Source organism: Pseudoxanthobacter sp. M-2 (assembly GCF_046156265.1).
Taxonomy (GTDB): domain Bacteria; phylum Pseudomonadota; class Alphaproteobacteria; order Rhizobiales; family Segnochrobactraceae; genus CAMDHY01.
Genome location: NZ_JAWDIR010000048.1, coordinates 1 through 17,728, shown reverse-complemented (window position 1 = coordinate 17,728; position 17,728 = coordinate 1). Strand labels below are relative to the sequence as shown.

Genomic DNA, 17,728 nt, shown 5'->3' with positions numbered 1-17,728 from the left:
GTTCAAGCCCCGCTACAACCGCTTCGTTCGAGGCCCGAAAAACGGCGTGTGGGACCGCATCTTCGAGGCGGTCTCGAAGGCCTACGACGGCGACATCCAGATGATCGATTTCACCACCATCCGCGTCCGCCAGCACGGTGCGAACGCCAAAAAGGGCGGCCTTCCCGCCGCTCCCCACCGCCGGGAACAACCCTGACCACAGATGCTTGGGGCGCTTGAGGGGGCGGGCTGAAGGCCAAAACCCACGCCGTAGTCGACACCAACGGCCTGCCGATCGCTCTCTCCTCACACCCGGGCAGGCCCACGACGGGGCGGGTGACCGCGGCCTGATTGACATGGTCGCTGTTGATTTGAGTTGGTCCCCGGAATCCGGACAGGGAGCTAAGCATGGTCCGGCCTGACGGAAGGACGAGCTCGATGACGGGGAAGAGGAAGCGGTATTCTGCGGATTTCAAGGCGAAGGTGGCCCTGGAGGCGCTGTGCGGGGAGCCGACGGTGGCTCAGATGGCCGCCAGGCACGGCGTCCACCAGACCATGGTCAACGCCTAGAAGAAGCAGGACGTCGAGGCAATGGCCACGGTGTTCTCCGTCAAGGCGGAAGCGGTCGATGCCGCCCGCGAGGGCGAGAGCGACCAGCTCCATGCCAATATCGGCTAACTGGTGGTGGAACGGGATTTTATGCGTCGCGCCTCCGGGCGCTGCGCGTGGGGGCGAGACGGGAGATGATCGAACCGGATCACCCTCAGCTGCTGATCACGCGCCAGTGCGCCCTGGTCGGCATCAGTTGGTCGGCCTTCTACGGCGGCCTGCGGACCGAAAGCCTCGAAACCCTCGCCATCATGCGAGCGATCGACGGCCAGTTCCTCAAGACGCTTTGGTCCGGCTCGCAGCAGATGGTGCGCCATCTTCGCCGGCGGGGACATGAGGTCGGGCACAAGCGCGTGCGGTGCCTCATGGCCCGCATGGGGCTGGCCGCCATCTACCAGCGGCCGAAGACCACGGTGCGGCATCCACAGCACCGCGTCTTCCCCTATCCCCTGCGGACCATGGCGATCGAGGAGCCTGACCAGTCTGGTGCGCCGACATCACCTACATACCGATGCGACGCCGCTTCCTGTACTTGGTCGCCATCATGGGCTGGCACAGCCGCAGGGTTCTGTCCTGGCGGCTGAGTAGCACCATGGAGGCCGACTTCTGCATCGAGGCGCTGGAAGAGGCCTTGTCCCGGTTCGGACGGCCCGGCATCTTCAACACCGACCAGGGCAGCCAGTTCACCCGCCCGCGCTTCACCGAGGTGCTGTTGGACCCCGGCGTGCGGATCTCCATGGATGCCGCGGCCGGTGGATGGACAACGTGTTCATCGAGCGCCTCTGGCGGTCGCTGAAGTACGAGGGCATCTACCTCAAGGCCTTCAAGACCGGTTCCGAGACCCGGGCGGGGATCGGCAGGTGGTTCAGCTACTACAACCGCGTGAGGCCTCACTCGGCCCTCGACGGCAGAACGCCGGAGGAGGTCCACACGGCCTGCGACGGCATTGATAAGGCGGCGTGACAGACACCAGAACCAAGCTTAGCAAAGTCGCCAATCTGTCCGCCGAATGGGGACCACCTCGATGAGCGTTCATTTGCCCTTCGAAAACACCTACGTGCGGCTGCCAGATCGCTTTTATGCGCGCATAGCGCCGACGCCGACCACGGCGCCGCGCCTCATTAGGCTGAATCGGCCGCTCGCTGCGGACCTCGGCCTCGTCGCGGCGATGCTGGAGAGCTCGGAGGGGGTCGATGTCCTCGCCGGCAATCGTGTGCCGGAAGGTGCCGACCCGGTGGCCCTCGCATACGCCGGCCACCAGTTTGGCCAGTTCGTGCCGCAACTCGGCGACGGGCGGGCAATTCTGCTCGGCGAGGTCGTCGGCCGGGATGGCGTACGCCGAGACATCCAACTCAAGGGCGCCGGTCCAACGCCGTTCTCGCGCTCCGGCGATGGGCGGGCATCGCTCGGGCCCGTCATGCGCGAGTATCTCGTCAGTGAGGCTATGAACGCGCTGGGCGTCCCGACAACTCGGGCACTAGCCGCCGTCGTCACCGGTGAACGGGTGATCCGGGAGGAGATCCTGCCCGGTGCCGTGCTGACTCGCGTAGCGAAGAGCCATGTGCGCGTCGGCACGTTCCAGTTCTTTGCTGCCCGCGGTGACATCGAAGGCATCCGGCTCCTCGCCGATCACGTCATCAGCCGACACTACCCGCAGGTGCGCGCGGCGGCGCAACCGTATCTGGCCCTGCTTGAGGCGGTCGTGACCGCCCAGGCTGCTCTCGTCGCGCACTGGATGTCGATTGGCTTCATCCACGGCGTCATGAACACCGACAACATGTCGATCGCCGGCGAGACGATCGACTACGGTCCGTGCGCATTCATGGACGGTTTCGATCCGGAACAGGTCTACAGCTCCATCGACCGCGGCTGCCGCTATTCCTACGGTAACCAGCCGCGCATCGCTCAATGGAACCTCGCGCGCCTCGCCGAGACGCTGCTCGAGCTTATCGACGCGGACGGGACGGCAGCGGTCGAGCAGGCGAAGGTCGCGATCAACGGCTTCTCGACACATTTTGAAGCATCTTTCATCGATCTGATGCGGCGCAAGCTCGGCTTGGGCAGCGCCCGCGACGGCGATCTCGACCTCGTGAAGAGCCTGCTCGGTACCATGGCGCAGGCACGTTCGGACTTCACCCTTACCTTCCGCCACCTCTGTGCCGCAGCTGGAGGTGAGGATGCCGCACTCAGGGGGCTGTTCACAGGACCCGCGAAAATCGACGCCTGGCTCGCCGGCTGGCGCGAGCGGCTCGCGACAGAAGGGGGAGACGATGCCGAGCGGGCGGCGCGGATGCGGCAGGCGAACCCGCTCTTCATCCCGCGCAACCACCGCGTCGAGGAGGCGATCCGAGCGGGTATCGCCAACGATTTCGGCCCGTTCGAGCGGCTCTCGGCGGTGCTGGCACGGCCCTATGACAATCAACCTGAGAGCGCCGCCTACGCAAGACCGCCAAAGCCGGACGAGGTCGTGCTGAGCACGTTCTGCGGCACCTGATCTGGGATCTTCGCTGCGTGAGGATCGAGCACTAAGGCGGCGAGGATTGTGCGCGAAGGCACGGCGTTCGGGCGCACCACCAGTGCGGGTGTCGCTTCTGGCTTCGGCTTGGCGGTCCCAAGGTCGCTCTCATGTTCCATGGCCGCATCCACCTTCGCCGGGTCGACGCTGCCATCAGCTTCGAGCAGGATCCGGCCGGTCTTCGTAGCCTTCATGACGGCGACGTGGGAGACACCGCGGCTGCGCGCGTAGGCGCGGATCGACACGCCCACGCTGCTCCTCCGGGGGCAAAAAATTCTAACGTGATGATGCACTTATCCGCTTGGCTTGCGGGCAATGCAGAGCCTTTATGTCGCCATCAGGAACGGAGGTGACGATGCGCAGCTCCAAGAACAACGCCAAGGCCCTCGAAGCCTTCATCCAGCGCAAGGCAGAGATCGACGCCGCGCGGGCGCGGATCAAGACGCTGAGCGACGAGCACTTCAACGTTCATCCAGACGAGGTGAACTGGGGAGACGTCGGAACGCTCGACGACTACGCCAAACTCCTGAAGCGCATCATCGACAGTGCCTTCCATGAGGGCGAGTTCGCCGACTGAAAGAGCATCTACCTGCGCCAGCCCGCCGCGAGGCGGGCTCGGGGTCGTAGGAGGGTCGCGATCAACGCGGCCCCGCTCTTGGAGCCGACCCGATGACCAAGCTCTCCGACACCCAGTTCGCAATCCTGACCGCGACCGCCCAGCGTCCCGGCCACCTCGCACTTCCTCTGCCGAGCAATCTGGGCGGCGGCGCCACCGCCAAGGTCGTCGGCTCGATGATCGCCAAGGGCCTCCTCGCCGAGGTCTATGCCGACAAGGGCGACCCGCTCTGGCACGAGAATGGTGACGGCTGCGGCATGACGCTGGTTGCGACCGAAGCCGGGCTCGCCGCCATCGGCCTTGAGCCCGAAGCGGCCGACAGCGCGCCCACGGGCGCCGACAAGGCGCCGAGCGTGGACGTCGCGACCGACACACCGGGGCAGGGGGCGATCCCGCACCCAAGGCGCGCACTACGCGCGCCGGCACGAAGCAGGCGATGCTGATAGAGATGCTCCGCGCCGAGACCGGCGCGACCATCGGCGAGATCGTAGCCGCAACCGGATGGCAGCCGCACACGGTGCGCGGAGCGATCGCAGGCACGCTGAAGAAGAACCTCGGGCTCGACGTCACCCCCGAGAAGGTCGACGGGCGCGGGCGAGTCTATCGCATCGGCTCGGATGCTGCGGCATAAGAAAGCCATGGGAGCAGGTGGCTTTGCTGCGCTGTGTGTTGAACGCGAGGCGGTGAGGTAACGAGGGAACTGGCGCCACGGCCCCGAAGTGTCAAGGCAGGACAGTTCGTCAATCGCGACTCCTGCCGGTCTTGGAAGCTCAGGCATTGGATCGGTCCGAAAATGAAAGCGGGTCAATCCTCACCAATTAATAAAGCATCAGTAGCTATTTATTCTGAAACTCTAAATAGATTCCGATCGTATAATCCAATATACTCGTGTTTGACCAGCGTAAATATTTCGAAATCGATGGGGTATCGTGCCGTCAAATTGAAAACTGTCGCCGGCATCTAATTCGAATACTGAGGTGCCGATCGTCAGCTCAAAGCGACCCTCAACAACCATTCCAGCTTTCTCGCCGTTGCGCATCCACGCGTCGGGCCCCGATGTTGCCTTGGGTTCGAGTACGAGCATCAGCATCTCGAGGTCGGATGTTCGCGACGGGGACAGCAGCTCCTTGCTTAGCCCGGGGTGTGCGAACTGGATGCGTAGACGGTCATCTTTGCGCATGATGACGCTGCGTTGGTCGGCTTTCTGCCCGCTCATTTCTACGAAGAGTTCACTGAGAGGGACACCCAAGGCCCCCCCCACTCGCTGCAGCGTCGTTAGCGAGGGCATTGTTTGCCCCCGCTCGATGTGACTGAGCATTGCGACCGATACACGGGACGCCCGGGATAGCTCGGCCAGCGACATTTTCCGCATCGTGCGGATCTGCCTGAGACGAGCACCAAACTCGTCCATCGCGAAGGAGAGGACTTCAGGCAGATCGTCGGTTTGGGGCTCGGTCACGCGGTTCCTCGGCTTAGCTGGCCTATTGCGCCAACCATCACATATTTCACTGAGAGGCGAAATTCCACCGGTCGATTTCGCTTTGTGATCTGCGCCGCTTATCGGATCTCCGTCCGGACGGGCCGCCATCTACCGTCGGTGGGAGCTTCTGGGCGAGTCGAGATTTTATATTGACAGGAGAATTGATCCTTGATCATTTCGTTAGCGCGATAATTTTGGAGATGACGTGGCTAGCATGGGTATCGAACTGCCAGGGAGCGGCATCGAGGCCAACCAAGCTGCTGACCGCAGCGAGGTTCTCGCTCGCATCGGCGTCGAGGTCGGCGGCACGTTCACCGATTTCATTGCGATTGAAGGCGACGAGATCCGTCTGCTGAAGGTGCCTAGTACGCCGGCCGAACCCGAGAGAGCGGTCGTGGATGCGCTCGACGCCTCGGGCGTCGATGTCTCCCAGGTTGCCGACTTCGTCCATGGGTCGACGGTCGCAACCAACACCATCCTCGAGCGCCGCGGCGCGCCGACGGCGTTCGTGGCGACGTCGGGCTTCCGTGACATTCTCGAGATTCAGCGTCACGACCGGCGACAAATCTTCGCCATCGACTATCAAAAGCCGTTGCCGATCGTGATGCGGCAGCACTGCTTCGAAGTCCGCGAGCGGATCGACGGGAAGGGCCATGTCGTCCTGCCGCTCGACCTTGTCGAGACAAGGAGCCGCCTCATTCCGGCCCTGAAGGCAGGCGGCTTCACGTCGGTTGCCATCTGCCTGCTCAATGCGCACGAGAACGGTGCGCACGAGGAGCAACTCGCCGCGCTGATCCGAGAGGAACTCGACCTCCTCGTCACCACGTCGTCATCCATAGTCCGCGAATTCCGAGAGTACGAGCGCGCCTCTACCACGGTGCTGTCGACCTACGTGCAGCCCGTCATCAACCGTTACCTCGGCCGCCTCGAGGAAGCGGTGAGCGCGCGCGGCTTCGGTGGCAAACTCAGCATCATGCAGTCGAATGGCGGCCGCATCCCCATCGATGGAATGCGCCAGAGCTGCATCTCGGCCTTCCTGTCCGGCCCGGCCGCGGGCGTGGTGGGCGCCATCCGCCAGGCATCGCGCTCGAACATCGACGACATCATCACCTTCGACATGGGTGGCACGTCGTCGGACGTCTGCCTCGTAAGCGGCGGTCACGCCGAAATTGCCGTGCAGTCGGAGGTGGACGGGTTGCCGATTCGCTACCCGATGACCGACATCGTCACGATCGGCGCCGGTGGGGGCAGCATCGTCTCGGTCGATGACGGCGGCATGCTGCACGTCGGCCCGCACAGTGCGGGCGCGCGCCCGGGCCCCGCCTGCTACGGCCGCGGTGGCACGTTGCCGACCCTGACCGATGCCCACGTCATCTGCGGCACGCTGCAGCCGCACACCTTCCTTGGCGGAACCATGCCGCTCGATCGCGAGGCGGCATTCCAAGCGTTCGAACCGATTGCCAGGCTTCTGGGAACTACCGTCGAGGCGGCGGCGGACGGCGCCCTGTCGCTCGCCGCATCAAATATCGTGCGGGCCATCCAGACCGTTTCCACCGAGCGCGGCCGCGATCCCCGCGACTATGCGTTGATGCCCTTCGGCGGCGCCGGCCCGCTCTGCGCCACCGAGATCGCCGACGAGCTCGGCGCCGACCGGGTGATCGTGCCGCCCAACCCGGGCGTCATGTCGGCCTTCGGGCTGTTGGCCGCCGATCACATGATCATCGACGTTGCTTCCGTCCGCGAAGTCGTGGAGGCCGCCGCCATTCCGCGACTGCAGGCCCAGATCGCCAGCATGGCGGAGGATGTCGCGGATCGCTATGCCGCGATGCAGATGGGGGGCGGCACGGTCCACCGCATCCAGTTCGACATGCGCTTTGCCGGCCAGGCGTTCGAGCTGCAGGTCGGCCTGACACCCGAGGAACTGGCAACCTTGACGGCGCCGGATCTCGCCCGGCGCTTCAAGCTCACCTACGCCGGCGTCTTCATGAACACCGATGCCCTCGAGCGTGCCATCGAGATCATCTCGGTGCGGCTGATCAGCATCAAGGAGAACAAGAACGTCCCGGTGCTGCGCTGGACGAGTTCGCTCGAGAGTTCCGACACTGTCGTGCCGGTCTATCGCAGCGGCCGCCGCCAGCAGTGCCGCGAACTCACCGTCGACCTTCTGTCGAACGGCGCGTCCATTGATGGTCCGGTGCTGATCGTCAGCGATACCAGCAGCGTCTTCGCGGACGCCGGCTGGCGGGTGAGGCGCGACGACGGCGACAATCTCCTGCTGACCAAGGTCGCGTCATGACCCTTTCGCGCTCCGCCTTCGCCATCATCAGCCAGAACCTCCTGGCAATCCCGCGCGAGATGGGCGCCAAGCTCATCCAGTCGGCGTTCTCCACCATCGTGCGCGAGGCCCGCGACTGTTCGGCGGCGCTGCTCGACGCCAAAGGCCGCGTCATCGCACAGGTGGACCAGAACCCCATCTTGCTCGGCTCGATGTCGGCGACGTTCCGCTGGTCACTCGACTATCTGCGCCACGTCCCGATCGGGCCCGACGACTTCGTCATTACCAACGATCCCTATGCCGGTGGGCAGCACCTGCAGGACGTTTTCATCTTTTTCCCGGTTTTCGCCGGAGATCGGATCGTCGGCTATACCGCGACCGTCGCCCACCATCTCGACATCGGCGGGGCCGGCGCCGGCATCAGCGCCAGCGCGGTCGATGTCTACGGCGAAGGGCTTCGGCTGCCGCCGATCGTGATGAACTATACGCGAGACTGGAACGGCGGCGCGCTCGAGCGGATCATCGCGGCGAACGTGCGCGTTCCCGATCTCACCATCGGCGACTTCAACGCCCAGTTCGCGGCCAACGCCATCGGCCGCGCTCGCTTCGCCGGCCTGATCGAAAAATATGGCTTCGAGGTCATCGACCAGGTCGCGGCCGAGACACTCGACTACACCGAGAAGATGATGCGTGGCGCGATCGCGCGGATCCCCGACGGCACCTACACGGGCACCGACTACATCGACGATGACGGCGACGGCGGCGGGCCGGTCCCGGTCTGCGTGACGGTGACGGTTGCCGGCGAAGAGATCGAGGTCGACTTCGAGGGGACGGGGCCGCAGGTCAGCGGCAACATGAACTCCCCCTACGCCGCCTCTGTCTCGGCGGTCTTGTGTGCACTGAAGGCACTGCTGACGCCGTCGCACGTTCCGTTCAACCAGGGCGGCGAGCGGGCGGTGACGATCAAGGCGCCGCTCGGCTGCCTGCTCAATCCCCGGCCGCCAGCGGCCGTGAGGGCGCGCCTCGAAGCCTGTTACCGCGCCTACAATGCAATCATGCTGGCGCTCGCGCCGGTGCTTCCCGAAAAGGTTGCGGCGCCGGGATTCGACACGCTGACGGTCGCCTCGCTCACCCGGCTGGGCGAGAAGGGATACTCCGTCTATCTGGAGGTCTTCGGCGGCGGTAACGGCGCGACGCAGGGCGCGGACGGCTGCAGCGCGGTGGATTCGCCGCTCTCCAACTGCACCAACACGCCTGTCGAGAGCGCCGACCGGGGCTACGACTTCTTCCGTGTCACGGCTTACGAGATCGTCCCCGATAGCTGCGGCCACGGCACGACGCGTGGCGGGCTCGGCTTCCGCAAGCGCTTCGAGATCCTCAAGGATGGCGTCGTGCTCGCCTTCTATGGCGACCGCTTCAAGCTAGCCGCCCGCGGCATCTTCGGCGGCACCGACGCAACGGTCGGCGGGTTCTCCATCGAGCGCGACGGCGAGATCATCCAACTGTCGCCGCGGCAGAGCCACAGCCTGCGCACCGGCGACATTGTCACCGTCGCCCTCGGCGGCGGCGGCGGCTACGGCAAGACCGATGACCGCGACCCGGCACGGGTCCTAGCCGACATAGATGCGGGCTTCGTCAGCGAGGCCGTGGCGCGAGACGTCTACCACCACCAGCGCGGCTAATGGGAGAGAGTGATGAAAAGCAGTGGTTTATGGTTGGCCGCCTTCGGTTTGCTGGCCGCCTCCGGCAGCGTCGCAAATGCGGACGTTTCCGACAAGCTCGTCAAGATTGGCATCCTGAACGATCAGTCTAGCCTTTATGCTGATGCTTCCGGCCCGGGCTCGGTGGTCGCCGCCAAGATGGCTGTCGAGGACATGGGGTCGATTGACGGCGTGCGCGTCGACGTCATCTCCGCCGACCATCAGAACAAGGCCGACATCGGCGCCCAGATCGCGCGCGGCTGGTACGAAAACGACCAGGTCGACGTCATCGTGGACTACGGCAACTCCGCCGTCGCGCTCGCCGTCCAGGCCCTGACGAAGGAATTCAAGAAGGCGTCGCTGGCGACCGCCGTCGGCTCGCGCCGCATCACAGGCGACTCCTGCTCGCCATACTCAATCCACTGGACCTACGACAGCTACGGGCTCGCCAGCACCGCCGCAAAGGCGGTGACCGAGGGCGGCGGCGATAAGTGGTACTTCATCACCGTCGACTACGCGCTCGGCCATGCGCTGGAGCAGGACGCGGCCGACATCGTCAAGCAGAACGGCGGCGAGGTCGTCGGAGCGTCGCGCCACCCGCTCGGCACCACCGACTTCGCGTCGCTGCTCTACCAGGCGCAGGGCGCCGGCGCCAATGTGCTGGGCCTCGCGAACAATGGCGGAGATGCTATCAACACCATCAAGCAGGCGCGCGAGTTCCGACTGCCCGAGCAGGGCATGCAAATCGCTGGACTGTTCCTGAATTTTTCCGACATCGCGCCAATCGGCCTCGAGCAGGCCCAGGGAATCCTGATTGCCCAGGCGTTCTATTGGGACCAGGACGACGAGAGCCGCGCCTTCGCCGAGCGCTTCGAGAAGATCCATGGCGCCAAGCCGACGATGACGCAGGCCGGTGTCTACTCAGCGGTCCTACACTACCTGAAGTCGGTTAAGGCGACCGGCAGCGACGATGCGGCGATCGTCATCCCCGACATGAAGGCCAAGCCGGTCGACGACTTCTTCGGCAAGGGCGGCCGCATCCGCGAAGACGGCCGCACGATGTTCGACATGTCGCTGTTCCGAATCAAGTCGCCCGACGAGTCCAAGTACCCGGATGACTACCTGGAGCTGATCAAGACGATCCCCGGCGAAGAGGTCTACTTCCCGATCGAGCGATCCGAGTGCGACTTCATCAAAAAATAATTTCACGATCTGATCCCGCCAGAGGCGCGGCGATCGACTGGAGCAGAGAATGAATATTCAGCACATTCAGCCCAACGCGCGTCTCAGCCGAGCCGTCGTCGGCAACGGCCAGGTCTTCGTAACGGGCCAGGTTGCCAAGACCCGGACGAAGGACTGCGCCGGACAGACCGAAGAGGTCCTCGCCATCATCGACGAACTGCTGGCGGAAGCTGGCACGGACCGCAGCCGGATGCTCTATGCGCAGGTCTGGCTGAGGGAGATCGAGCGGGATTTCGCGGCCATGAACGGTGTCTGGGAGAAGTGGATCTCAGGGCATACACCGCCCGCCCGCGCCACGGTCGAGGCCAAGCTCGCGGCCCCCGACCTGCTCGTTGAGATCGCTGTGACGGCTCTCGCCGGCAACTGACGCCACTAACCGCGTCGATCCTGGAATGAGGACAGTTTCATGGAGACTACCGTCGTTCTAGAAGCGAAAGGCGTTTCGAAGACGTTTCTCGGCTTCAAGGCGGTAGATGACGTCAGTCTCTCCGTGCACCAGGGAACTGTCCACGCCTTGATCGGCCCCAACGGGGCCGGCAAGACGACCATGTTCAACCTCATGACGAGGTTCATCGACCCGACGGCGGGAGACATTCTGCTGTTCGGCGAGAGGATCACCCGGGTCAAGCCATCGACGATCGCACGGCGGGGACTGGTACGCTCGTTCCAGATCTCCGCCGTGTACCCCCATCTAAGCGTTCTCGAGAACGTTCGTCTCGCCATCCAACGGCGACACGGCAGCTCGATGGACTTCTGGAGATCACAGAAGGCGCTTGCCCGCTTAGACGCCGAAGCCGGGGAGATGCTGGACTCCGTGGGCCTCGCCGACCTGACCCACCAACTGGCTGGCTCGCTCCCCTACGGCCGGCGGCGCATCCTGGAAATCGCCGCGACTTTGGCACTTAAGCCCAGGGTCATCTTGCTAGACGAGCCGATGGCCGGCGTCGGCGTCGAGGACATCGAGCGCATCTCGCGGCTCGTCCGTGCGCTTGTTCCGGCCCACACGGTTCTGATGGTCGAGCATAATCTTTCGGTCGTCTCGACGATCTCCGACCACGTCACGGTTCTCGCCCGAGGCAGCGTGCTCGCCCATGGCACCTACGCCGAGGTCGCTGCCGATCCACGGGTCATCGAGGCCTATATCGGCAGCCCGGAGGAGGCCGCATGACGCGCGGCGCTCGACGACCCGCATCCATCCCGCTCCCCCCGTTTCGCAGGCGCCTGCCATGATGATGCTCTTCGGCATCCCGCTGCCGGCCTTGTTCGGACAGCTCGTTATCGGCCTCATCAATGGGTCGTTCTACGCCGTGCTCAGCCTCGGTTTTGCGGTCATCTTCGGCCTGTTGAACATCGTCAATTTCGCGCACGGCGCATTCTATATGGTCGGCGCTTTCAGCGCCTGGATGCTGCTGAACTATCTCGGGCTCGGATACTGGCCGGCACTCGTCCTCGCGCCGGTCATCGTCGGCTGTCTCGGCATGGTTCTCGAGCGCCTCGTTATCTCACGGCTCTACAAGCTCGATGGACTTTACGTGCTGCTTTTGACCTTCGGCTGCACGCTGGTGATTCAGGGCGGCTTCCGGATCGTTTACGGCAATTCGGGAATGCCGTACCCGGTTCCGGACCTGCTGAAAGGCGGCTTCCTGATCACCGACTCGCTCTACCTGCCGGCCTACCGTGGCTGGGTCGTGCTGGTGTCGATCGTCATCTGTCTCGCGACCTGGCTGGTGATTGAGAAGACAAAAATTGGCTCCTATCTGCGCGCCGCGACCGAGAACGCGGCGATGACGGAAGCATTCGGCATCAACGTGCCACGGCTCCTGACGATCACATTCGGCATCGGCGTCGGCCTGGCAGCGCTGGCGGGCGTGCTGGCCGCGCCGATCTACTCGGTCAATCCGACCATGGGGGGCGAACTGATCATCGTCGTGTTCGCCGTCGTGGTGATCGGCGGCATGGGTTCGATACTCGGCTCGATCCTGACCGGCTTTGCCCTTGGCGTCCTGGAGGGTCTGACCAAGGTCGTCTACCCAGAGGCCTCAGGCGTCGTGATCTTCGTCATCATGGTCGTCGTCCTCTGCGTGAAGCCTGCCGGCCTCTTCGGAAAGTCATCCTGATGGCGAGTTACGCATCCCTCACCGCCACGAAGGCCGGGGCCGGCGAGAGCGACACGCTCGTCAGCTGGCGCGTCTTCATCCTTCTCGCGGTGCTTCTGGCCTTCGCACCGATTGTCGTCTACCCGATCTTCGTGCTGAAGGTCCTGTGCTTCGCCTTGTTCGCGAGCGCCGTGAACCTGCTGCTCGGCTTCGGCGGGCTCCTGTCCTTCGGCCACGCCGCCTATTTCGGTATCGCCGCCTACGCGACGGCCTACTTCGCCAAGACCTTTCAGCTCACCCCCGAGATCGCCATTCTGGTCGGCGTCGCCGGATCGGCGGCGCTCGCCGCTGTCTTCGGGCTGGTCGCAATCCGCCGGCAGGGCGTCTTCTTCGCGATGATCACGCTTGCGCTGGCGCAGATGCTGTACTTCGTCTTCCTGCAGTCGTCCTTCACCGGCGGTGAGGACGGCATCCAGGCCGTGCCGCGCGGCTATCTCTTTGGCCTCATCGACCTGAGGGACACCACCGCCCTCTACGTCTTCATCGCCACAGTCTTTCTTCTCGCCATCCTTTTCCTGCACCGGATCGTCCACTCGCCGTTCGGTCAGGTGATCAAGGCGATCCGGGACAACGAGCCGCGTGCCATCTCAATGGGCTACGACGCCCAGCGCTTCAAATATCTCCTGTTCATTCTCTCGGGCGCCTTGGCGGGGCTCGCCGGGTCCATGAAGACCATCGTCTTCCAGCTCGCCACCCTGAGCGACGTGCACTGGTCGACATCGGGCGCCGTCGTGCTGATGGTGCTCATCGGCGGCATGGGAACCATCCTCGGCCCGATCGCCGGCGCGCTCATCGTCGTCGCCATCGAGAACTACCTGGCCCACCTCGGGGCGTGGGTGACCTTCGTGCAGGGGTGGATATTCATCGCTGCAGTGCTGCTGTTCCGGCGCGGCGCGATCGGCGAACTCGCCAGCCGTCTGAAGATTCGACTCTGAACCGCGCGGGGCAACCGATCATGACTATCACTACCGCCCCGGATCAGCCGGCGTCGTCGGCTTCGGCCCCGATGTTTAAGGTGGCGAACCTGACGGGCGGCTACGGCCTGTCGCAGGCGCTGCATGGGGTCAACTTCGAGGTCTTCGAGGGCGAGGTAGTCACCCTGCTGGGCCGCAATGGTGCCGGCAAGAGCTCCACCCTACGCGCCATCATGGGTATGCTCTCGCACCGCCAGGGCTCGATTCAGTTCCGCGGCCGTGAGCTGATCGACCTGCCGACCCGCACCATCGCGCGCCTCGGCATAGGGTACTGTCCCGAGGAGCGCGCCGTCTTTTCCAGTCTTTCCGTCGAGGAAAACCTGCTGCTGCCGCCGCGCATTGCCGATGGTGGCATGGCGGTCGCGCAAATCTACGAGTTGTTCCCCAATCTCGAATCCCGGAAGGCCTCGCCGGGCACGCGATTATCGGGTGGCGAGCAGCAGATGCTGGCGATTGCCCGAATTCTGCGCACGGGAGCCAAACTTCTGTTGCTCGACGAGCCGACCGAAGGACTGGCGCCGGTCATCGTACAACAGATCGGGCGGACGATCGCGACGCTCAAGGAGCAGGGCTACACCATCGTTCTCGTCGAGCAGAATATTCGATTTGCTGCGAAGGTCGCCGATCGGCACTACGTTGTCGACCAGGGCGTCATCGTGGATGAGTTCGATGCCGCCGAAGTCGGCACGCACATGAGTAAGCTCCAAGCCCACCTCTGAACCTTATCCGAGTGCCGGGTGACGCAAACGACCTCCGAGGGTGTTGTCGGAACGTCCGGGGCACCCGAATGGGGAAGGAGGTTGAGCGTGGCCGTGCCGGAGAGAGCGGTGAGAGCGGAGCTCTCCGATCAACCCGCGCCAATCGGAACCATCAGGAGATACTTGTCGGTGGCGCCGCTGCAAACGCCGCGGTGCGCCTGGCCTCAAGCTCTACCGATCCGGCATTGGCGTCCCAGCGGCGCCGGCCAATGTAGAGAGCGGCCGCGTCAGACCAGGCGCACCGCGATGATGGTGCAGCCGTCGAAGCCGGGGTAGTTACTTGAGGGCGCACCTGGAAAGTTCATGGTGTGTTCTGAAAGTTGATAGGTCACTGCGCGGAGCGGTCCATCGGGGTCAGCGCTGGCTGGGGAGGACGGGAGACGCACGCCGACAGCGATGCCTCTTGCCGGCGCTGCGCCCACAGTGTGCCCGCCGAGTTGGGAAATCGAAAGCACGTTTCCGAGCGCCAAAGCGCTCAGCAGCGGCTGCTTCCCGTGACCCCTGTCGGGGAGGGAGTTCGTCGTCGGAGGTAGATTGTGAAAGGGGATCGGTAGCGCTCCGGCGGGCCTCCGGACACCGCGACCAATAGCGCTGAGCGCACCGGTTACACAGTGCGGGGGCGAGGCGGAGAGCACGGAGGCTGGTAACCGGTGCGTGTTGGCTACCACCGCGAAATCGGCAGGGCACGAAGATAAACAAAGGATTGCAGTAGCTTAGCGCACCATCCGGTAACCGAAGGCGGTAACTGGTAACTCAAAATTCTATGGTGCCGGTGGCGCGGTTCCGGGCGGCCCCTCCCCCCGCACTCCGTGCACCCCGCCGGAGGAACCAGAGGGGGGAGGGGGTGCCCGCCCGCGCCTCTCGCCACCGTGCCCAAGACATACCCCAAATCCGCAGGATCGGTCTCGACCTGCAGTGTCTCACCCAAAAATTGTCGCTGAGGCGATTGCACTTGACGCCCAGCACACAGCCCCCACGTACCGCTGCCAACTTTGCCCGGGGGCAAGCGCGGCTGCGAGGCGGCTACCGACCGTCGGCACGTTGGTGGGACGACAGGTCAACAAGGTGAGTGACAGCATGGGATTTTCTACGGGAGCAGAGCAATTCTATCACGGCACGCGGGCAGATCTTCAAGTCGGCGATTTGATCCGAGTGGGGTTCAGATCGAACTATCGGGACGGCATTCCGATGTCCTGGGTCTACTTTAGCCAGACCCTCGAGGCCGCAATCTGGGGCGCAGAGCTGGCGACTGGCGAAGGACGGGAGCGGATTTACGTCGTTGAGCCGACCGGTGAGTACGTCGACGACCCCAATCTTACGGACAAGAAGTATCCAGGGAATCCCACGAAGTCGTATCGGTCTCGCGAACCCCTCAGGATCGTGGGCGAGGTCACGGAGTGGGAGGCGCACACGCCCGAGCGACTTCAGCAAATGAAGGACGGGTTGGCAGCGCTGCGAGCAGCGGGCAAGGGCATCGTCATCGATTGACCGAGAATGCTGCGTCGCCGCCATCGGGCGCCGCCTGTTGTGTCTCCTTGGGGCAAGCCGTCACCAACGCGGGTTGCCCCGACGCTCCGCGTGCTCAACCACGTACCGCTGCGATCGCTTCGGTGGCGGGCGGCGACCACTCAGCCGCCAGACGATCACGCTGAGGGCGTACTCCCAGCGGCGGTGGGCCGTGGCGCGCGAGACGCCGAAGCGCCAGCAGATCGGCTTCCACGGCGTCCGCTCAGCGCGTGCCCACACGAGCTTGGCGTCGTCCGGCTCCAGCCACTGCAGCCAGGGCAGCGTCGCCTCCATGCGCGTGATGGCATCCGGCGGCGGCGGTCCGCGAGGTAGCCGCGGCGCTTCCTGGCCGACGAGATCGGAGAACTCGTAGACGATGCGCGGACAGGTGCTGAAGTATCCCTGCACCTTCACCTCGGGCAGCCGCTTCAGAACGTCGGCGGCTTCGTTGAGGCGCTCCTCAACCTGATCACGGGTCCAGGCGTCCATGACAGACCTCCTTGCGCATGCCGTAGAATTTGTCCCCGAGTTGGCGAACGAGTTCGCGCTCGGGCCAGGTGAGGCGGGGATCGGCCTCACTGACGACGAGGACCATCTGCTCGAGCCAGCCCTATTGCTTGACCTGCTCGGGATTGCGGCGATGTCCGCCGAAGCCTCGCGGAGCCCACCTCATCGGATGCCTCCCTTGGTCTCGATCGCCCAAAGGAGCAGTGCGACGGCGTCCGCCTCGTTGTCGTCGGCGGGGGAGAAGCCTTGCGCCCTGGCGGCAGCGATCATCGCTTCTTTCGGCGCGTTGCCCTTGCCGGTGGCGTGACGCTTGATGGTGCCGACGGGGACGCCCTCGTAGGGGATGTCACGCTGCTCGGCCCAGGCGGTGAGCGTCGCCATCAGCCCACCGTAGATGTGGCTGGCGTCGGTGCCGGCGTGACGGCGCACCTCCTCGAACCAGATGGTGGAGAGTGGCCCGGACAGGCGGTCGAGCTCGGTCAGCCAGTTGGCGAGCCGCAGGTAGCGCATGCCGCGCCGTCGAAGCGACCGGGGCGGAACGATGCGGTGCCGGAGGTGATGAGGCCGTCGGATCCCCGCAGCGCCCAGCCGGTCGCGGTGCCGAGATCGAGGGCGAGGATGCAGGGCATCGGGACCGCTGCCGGTTCGGCGCGGGCTGAGTGCACGAGGGTCCGCGAGAACATCATGAAGGCTCACGGCGCGTGGGCCTTCGGCTTTGGTCACGGCAAGAGAATCACGCGGGCGGGGGCGGTTCAATGGAAATGCGGGCCGAGGCCAGGGATTGCGTCTGGTCCCACTAGGTCCCACCTCAAACTGAAGTGGGACCTAGTGGAACCAGACCACAAGGTAGGACCCGACCTCGAGGTGCGGATAGGCCCAAATGCAGAAGGGGCACCCCTTCGGATGCCCCTGTCACGCCGGTCTTGTAGGGAGGTCGCTTCGATCACTCTGTCCCGGGCGGCTTCCGATAGCGCCATTCGCGCGCCTCTCCGGCCCGTGCTCGATACCGTTCCCACTGTCGTGACTTCAGCCATGCGCCGACCCGCATCTGGTCGCTCTTCGTCCAGTTCGCCGGCTCGATCCTGAGCGCCCGTTCGAGAATCTCGCCAACGGGAACGTCGCGGAGCGGCTCCGGTAGTGCGAACTCCTCGTCCTGCCAATCCTGATCACCGGCGCTCGCATCGACCGCTGGCTCACCCACGACACCCGCAGCGTCAACCGAGGCCACGGAGATTGCACAGGAAGCCGGGGATGCCGGCGACCTCAAAGACGCTACGGACCACGTGCGCCCAGCTTTCGAAGGAGCCGATGGTGCCGGTGTCGCGCCCGGCGTGGACCGGATACGACTTAGCGCGGGCGCTCCTAACAAATGGCTGCCTTCGGACGGGCTCAGTCGAGGGGGCAGCCCTGC

17 protein-coding genes and 2 pseudogenes are annotated in these 17,728 nt (G+C 64.6%); 15 read left to right on the top strand and 4 right to left on the bottom strand.

The annotated features are described in order from the left end of the window. Window positions 1-46: 46 nt before the first annotated feature. From RUR49_RS25250 to RUR49_RS25240, 3 genes and pseudogenes are all read left to right on the top strand, one after another. Complete coding sequence (locus tag RUR49_RS25250; protein ID WP_409149370.1) at window positions 47-196, top strand: hypothetical protein; 150 nt, start codon at window positions 47-49, stop codon at window positions 194-196. Between the two features lie 221 nt (window positions 197-417). Continuing rightward, a pseudogene (locus RUR49_RS25245) lies at window positions 418-1,551 on the top strand (IS3 family transposase). A gap of 61 nt (window positions 1,552-1,612) precedes the next feature. Beyond that, entirely contained in the window at window positions 1,613-3,082 is a 1,470-nt protein-coding gene (locus RUR49_RS25240) for a protein adenylyltransferase SelO (protein ID WP_409149368.1), read from the top strand. On the opposite strand, the gene RUR49_RS25235 is transcribed toward RUR49_RS25240, so the two are convergent. Further along, complete coding sequence (locus RUR49_RS25235) at window positions 3,025-3,354, bottom strand: hypothetical protein (RefSeq protein WP_409149366.1); 330 nt, start codon at window positions 3,352-3,354, stop codon at window positions 3,025-3,027. The two genes, RUR49_RS25240 and RUR49_RS25235, sit on opposite strands and share 58 nt — an antisense overlap. A 104-nt stretch (window positions 3,355-3,458) precedes the next feature. On the opposite strand from RUR49_RS25235, the gene RUR49_RS25230 reads away from it, so the two are divergent. From RUR49_RS25230 to RUR49_RS25220, 3 genes are all read left to right on the top strand, one after another. Beyond that, window positions 3,459-3,680 (top strand): hypothetical protein, encoded by a 222-nt coding sequence (locus tag RUR49_RS25230; RefSeq protein WP_409149364.1) that lies wholly within the window; start codon window positions 3,459-3,461, stop codon window positions 3,678-3,680. A gap of 92 nt (window positions 3,681-3,772) precedes the next feature. Then, complete coding sequence (locus RUR49_RS25225) at window positions 3,773-4,162, top strand: hypothetical protein (protein WP_409149362.1); 390 nt, start codon at window positions 3,773-3,775, stop codon at window positions 4,160-4,162. Further along, window positions 4,156-4,350 (top strand): DUF3489 domain-containing protein, encoded by a 195-nt coding sequence (locus RUR49_RS25220; RefSeq protein ID WP_409149360.1) that lies wholly within the window; start codon window positions 4,156-4,158, stop codon window positions 4,348-4,350. The genes RUR49_RS25225 and RUR49_RS25220 overlap by 7 nt, the downstream gene beginning before the upstream one ends. 222 nt (window positions 4,351-4,572) lie before the next feature. On the opposite strand, the gene RUR49_RS25215 is transcribed toward RUR49_RS25220, so the two are convergent. Further along, window positions 4,573-5,178, bottom strand: coding sequence for a helix-turn-helix domain-containing protein (locus RUR49_RS25215; protein WP_409149358.1), 606 nt, complete (start codon window positions 5,176-5,178; stop codon window positions 4,573-4,575). A 235-nt stretch (window positions 5,179-5,413) separates the two neighbouring features. Here RUR49_RS25215 and RUR49_RS25210 point away from each other — a divergent pair, with 235 nt between their 5' ends. The 9 genes from RUR49_RS25210 to arr all read left to right on the top strand — a co-directional run bounded on the left by RUR49_RS25210 (window position 5,414) and on the right by arr (window position 15,792). Next, window positions 5,414-7,495 carry a hydantoinase/oxoprolinase family protein gene (locus RUR49_RS25210; RefSeq protein ID WP_409149356.1) on the top strand — a complete coding sequence of 694 codons (2,082 nt, stop codon included), beginning with the start codon at window positions 5,414-5,416 and terminating at the stop codon, window positions 7,493-7,495. After that, window positions 7,492-9,156, top strand: a complete 1,665-nt coding sequence (locus RUR49_RS25205) for a hydantoinase B/oxoprolinase family protein (RefSeq protein WP_409149354.1) — start codon at window positions 7,492-7,494, stop codon at window positions 9,154-9,156. Before RUR49_RS25210 ends, RUR49_RS25205 begins: the two co-directional genes overlap by 4 nt. Before the next feature lie 12 nt (window positions 9,157-9,168). After that, window positions 9,169-10,377, top strand: coding sequence for an ABC transporter substrate-binding protein (locus tag RUR49_RS25200; RefSeq protein WP_409149352.1), 1,209 nt, complete (start codon window positions 9,169-9,171; stop codon window positions 10,375-10,377). Between the two features lie 49 nt (window positions 10,378-10,426). Then, window positions 10,427-10,783, top strand: coding sequence for a RidA family protein (locus RUR49_RS25195; protein ID WP_409149350.1), 357 nt, complete (start codon window positions 10,427-10,429; stop codon window positions 10,781-10,783). A gap of 39 nt (window positions 10,784-10,822) precedes the next feature. Beyond that, window positions 10,823-11,584 carry an ABC transporter ATP-binding protein gene (locus tag RUR49_RS25190; protein WP_409149348.1) on the top strand — a complete coding sequence of 254 codons (762 nt, stop codon included), beginning with the start codon at window positions 10,823-10,825 and terminating at the stop codon, window positions 11,582-11,584. Window positions 11,585-11,642: 58 nt separating this feature from the next. Next, window positions 11,643-12,533, top strand: coding sequence for a branched-chain amino acid ABC transporter permease (locus RUR49_RS25185; RefSeq protein ID WP_409149346.1), 891 nt, complete (start codon window positions 11,643-11,645; stop codon window positions 12,531-12,533). Beyond that, window positions 12,533-13,507, top strand: coding sequence for a branched-chain amino acid ABC transporter permease (locus RUR49_RS25180; RefSeq protein ID WP_409149344.1), 975 nt, complete (start codon window positions 12,533-12,535; stop codon window positions 13,505-13,507). Before RUR49_RS25185 ends, RUR49_RS25180 begins: the two co-directional genes overlap by 1 nt. Window positions 13,508-13,578: 71 nt before the next feature. Further along, the gene (locus tag RUR49_RS25175; RefSeq protein ID WP_409149667.1) at window positions 13,579-14,265 is read left to right on the top strand and encodes an ABC transporter ATP-binding protein; all 687 of its coding nucleotides are present in this window, start codon (window positions 13,579-13,581) and stop codon (window positions 14,263-14,265) included. A 1,116-nt stretch (window positions 14,266-15,381) separates the two neighbouring features. Then, window positions 15,382-15,792, top strand: coding sequence for an NAD(+)--rifampin ADP-ribosyltransferase (arr, locus tag RUR49_RS25170; RefSeq protein WP_409149665.1), 411 nt, complete (start codon window positions 15,382-15,384; stop codon window positions 15,790-15,792). A gap of 60 nt (window positions 15,793-15,852) precedes the next feature. Here arr and RUR49_RS25165 read toward each other — a convergent pair whose 3' ends face one another. After that, window positions 15,853-16,299, bottom strand: coding sequence for a DUF6362 family protein (locus RUR49_RS25165; RefSeq protein ID WP_409149342.1), 447 nt, complete (start codon window positions 16,297-16,299; stop codon window positions 15,853-15,855). A 180-nt stretch (window positions 16,300-16,479) separates the two neighbouring features. Further along, window positions 16,480-16,946, bottom strand: a pseudogene (locus RUR49_RS25160) (hypothetical protein). Window positions 16,947-17,728 lie beyond the last annotated feature (782 nt).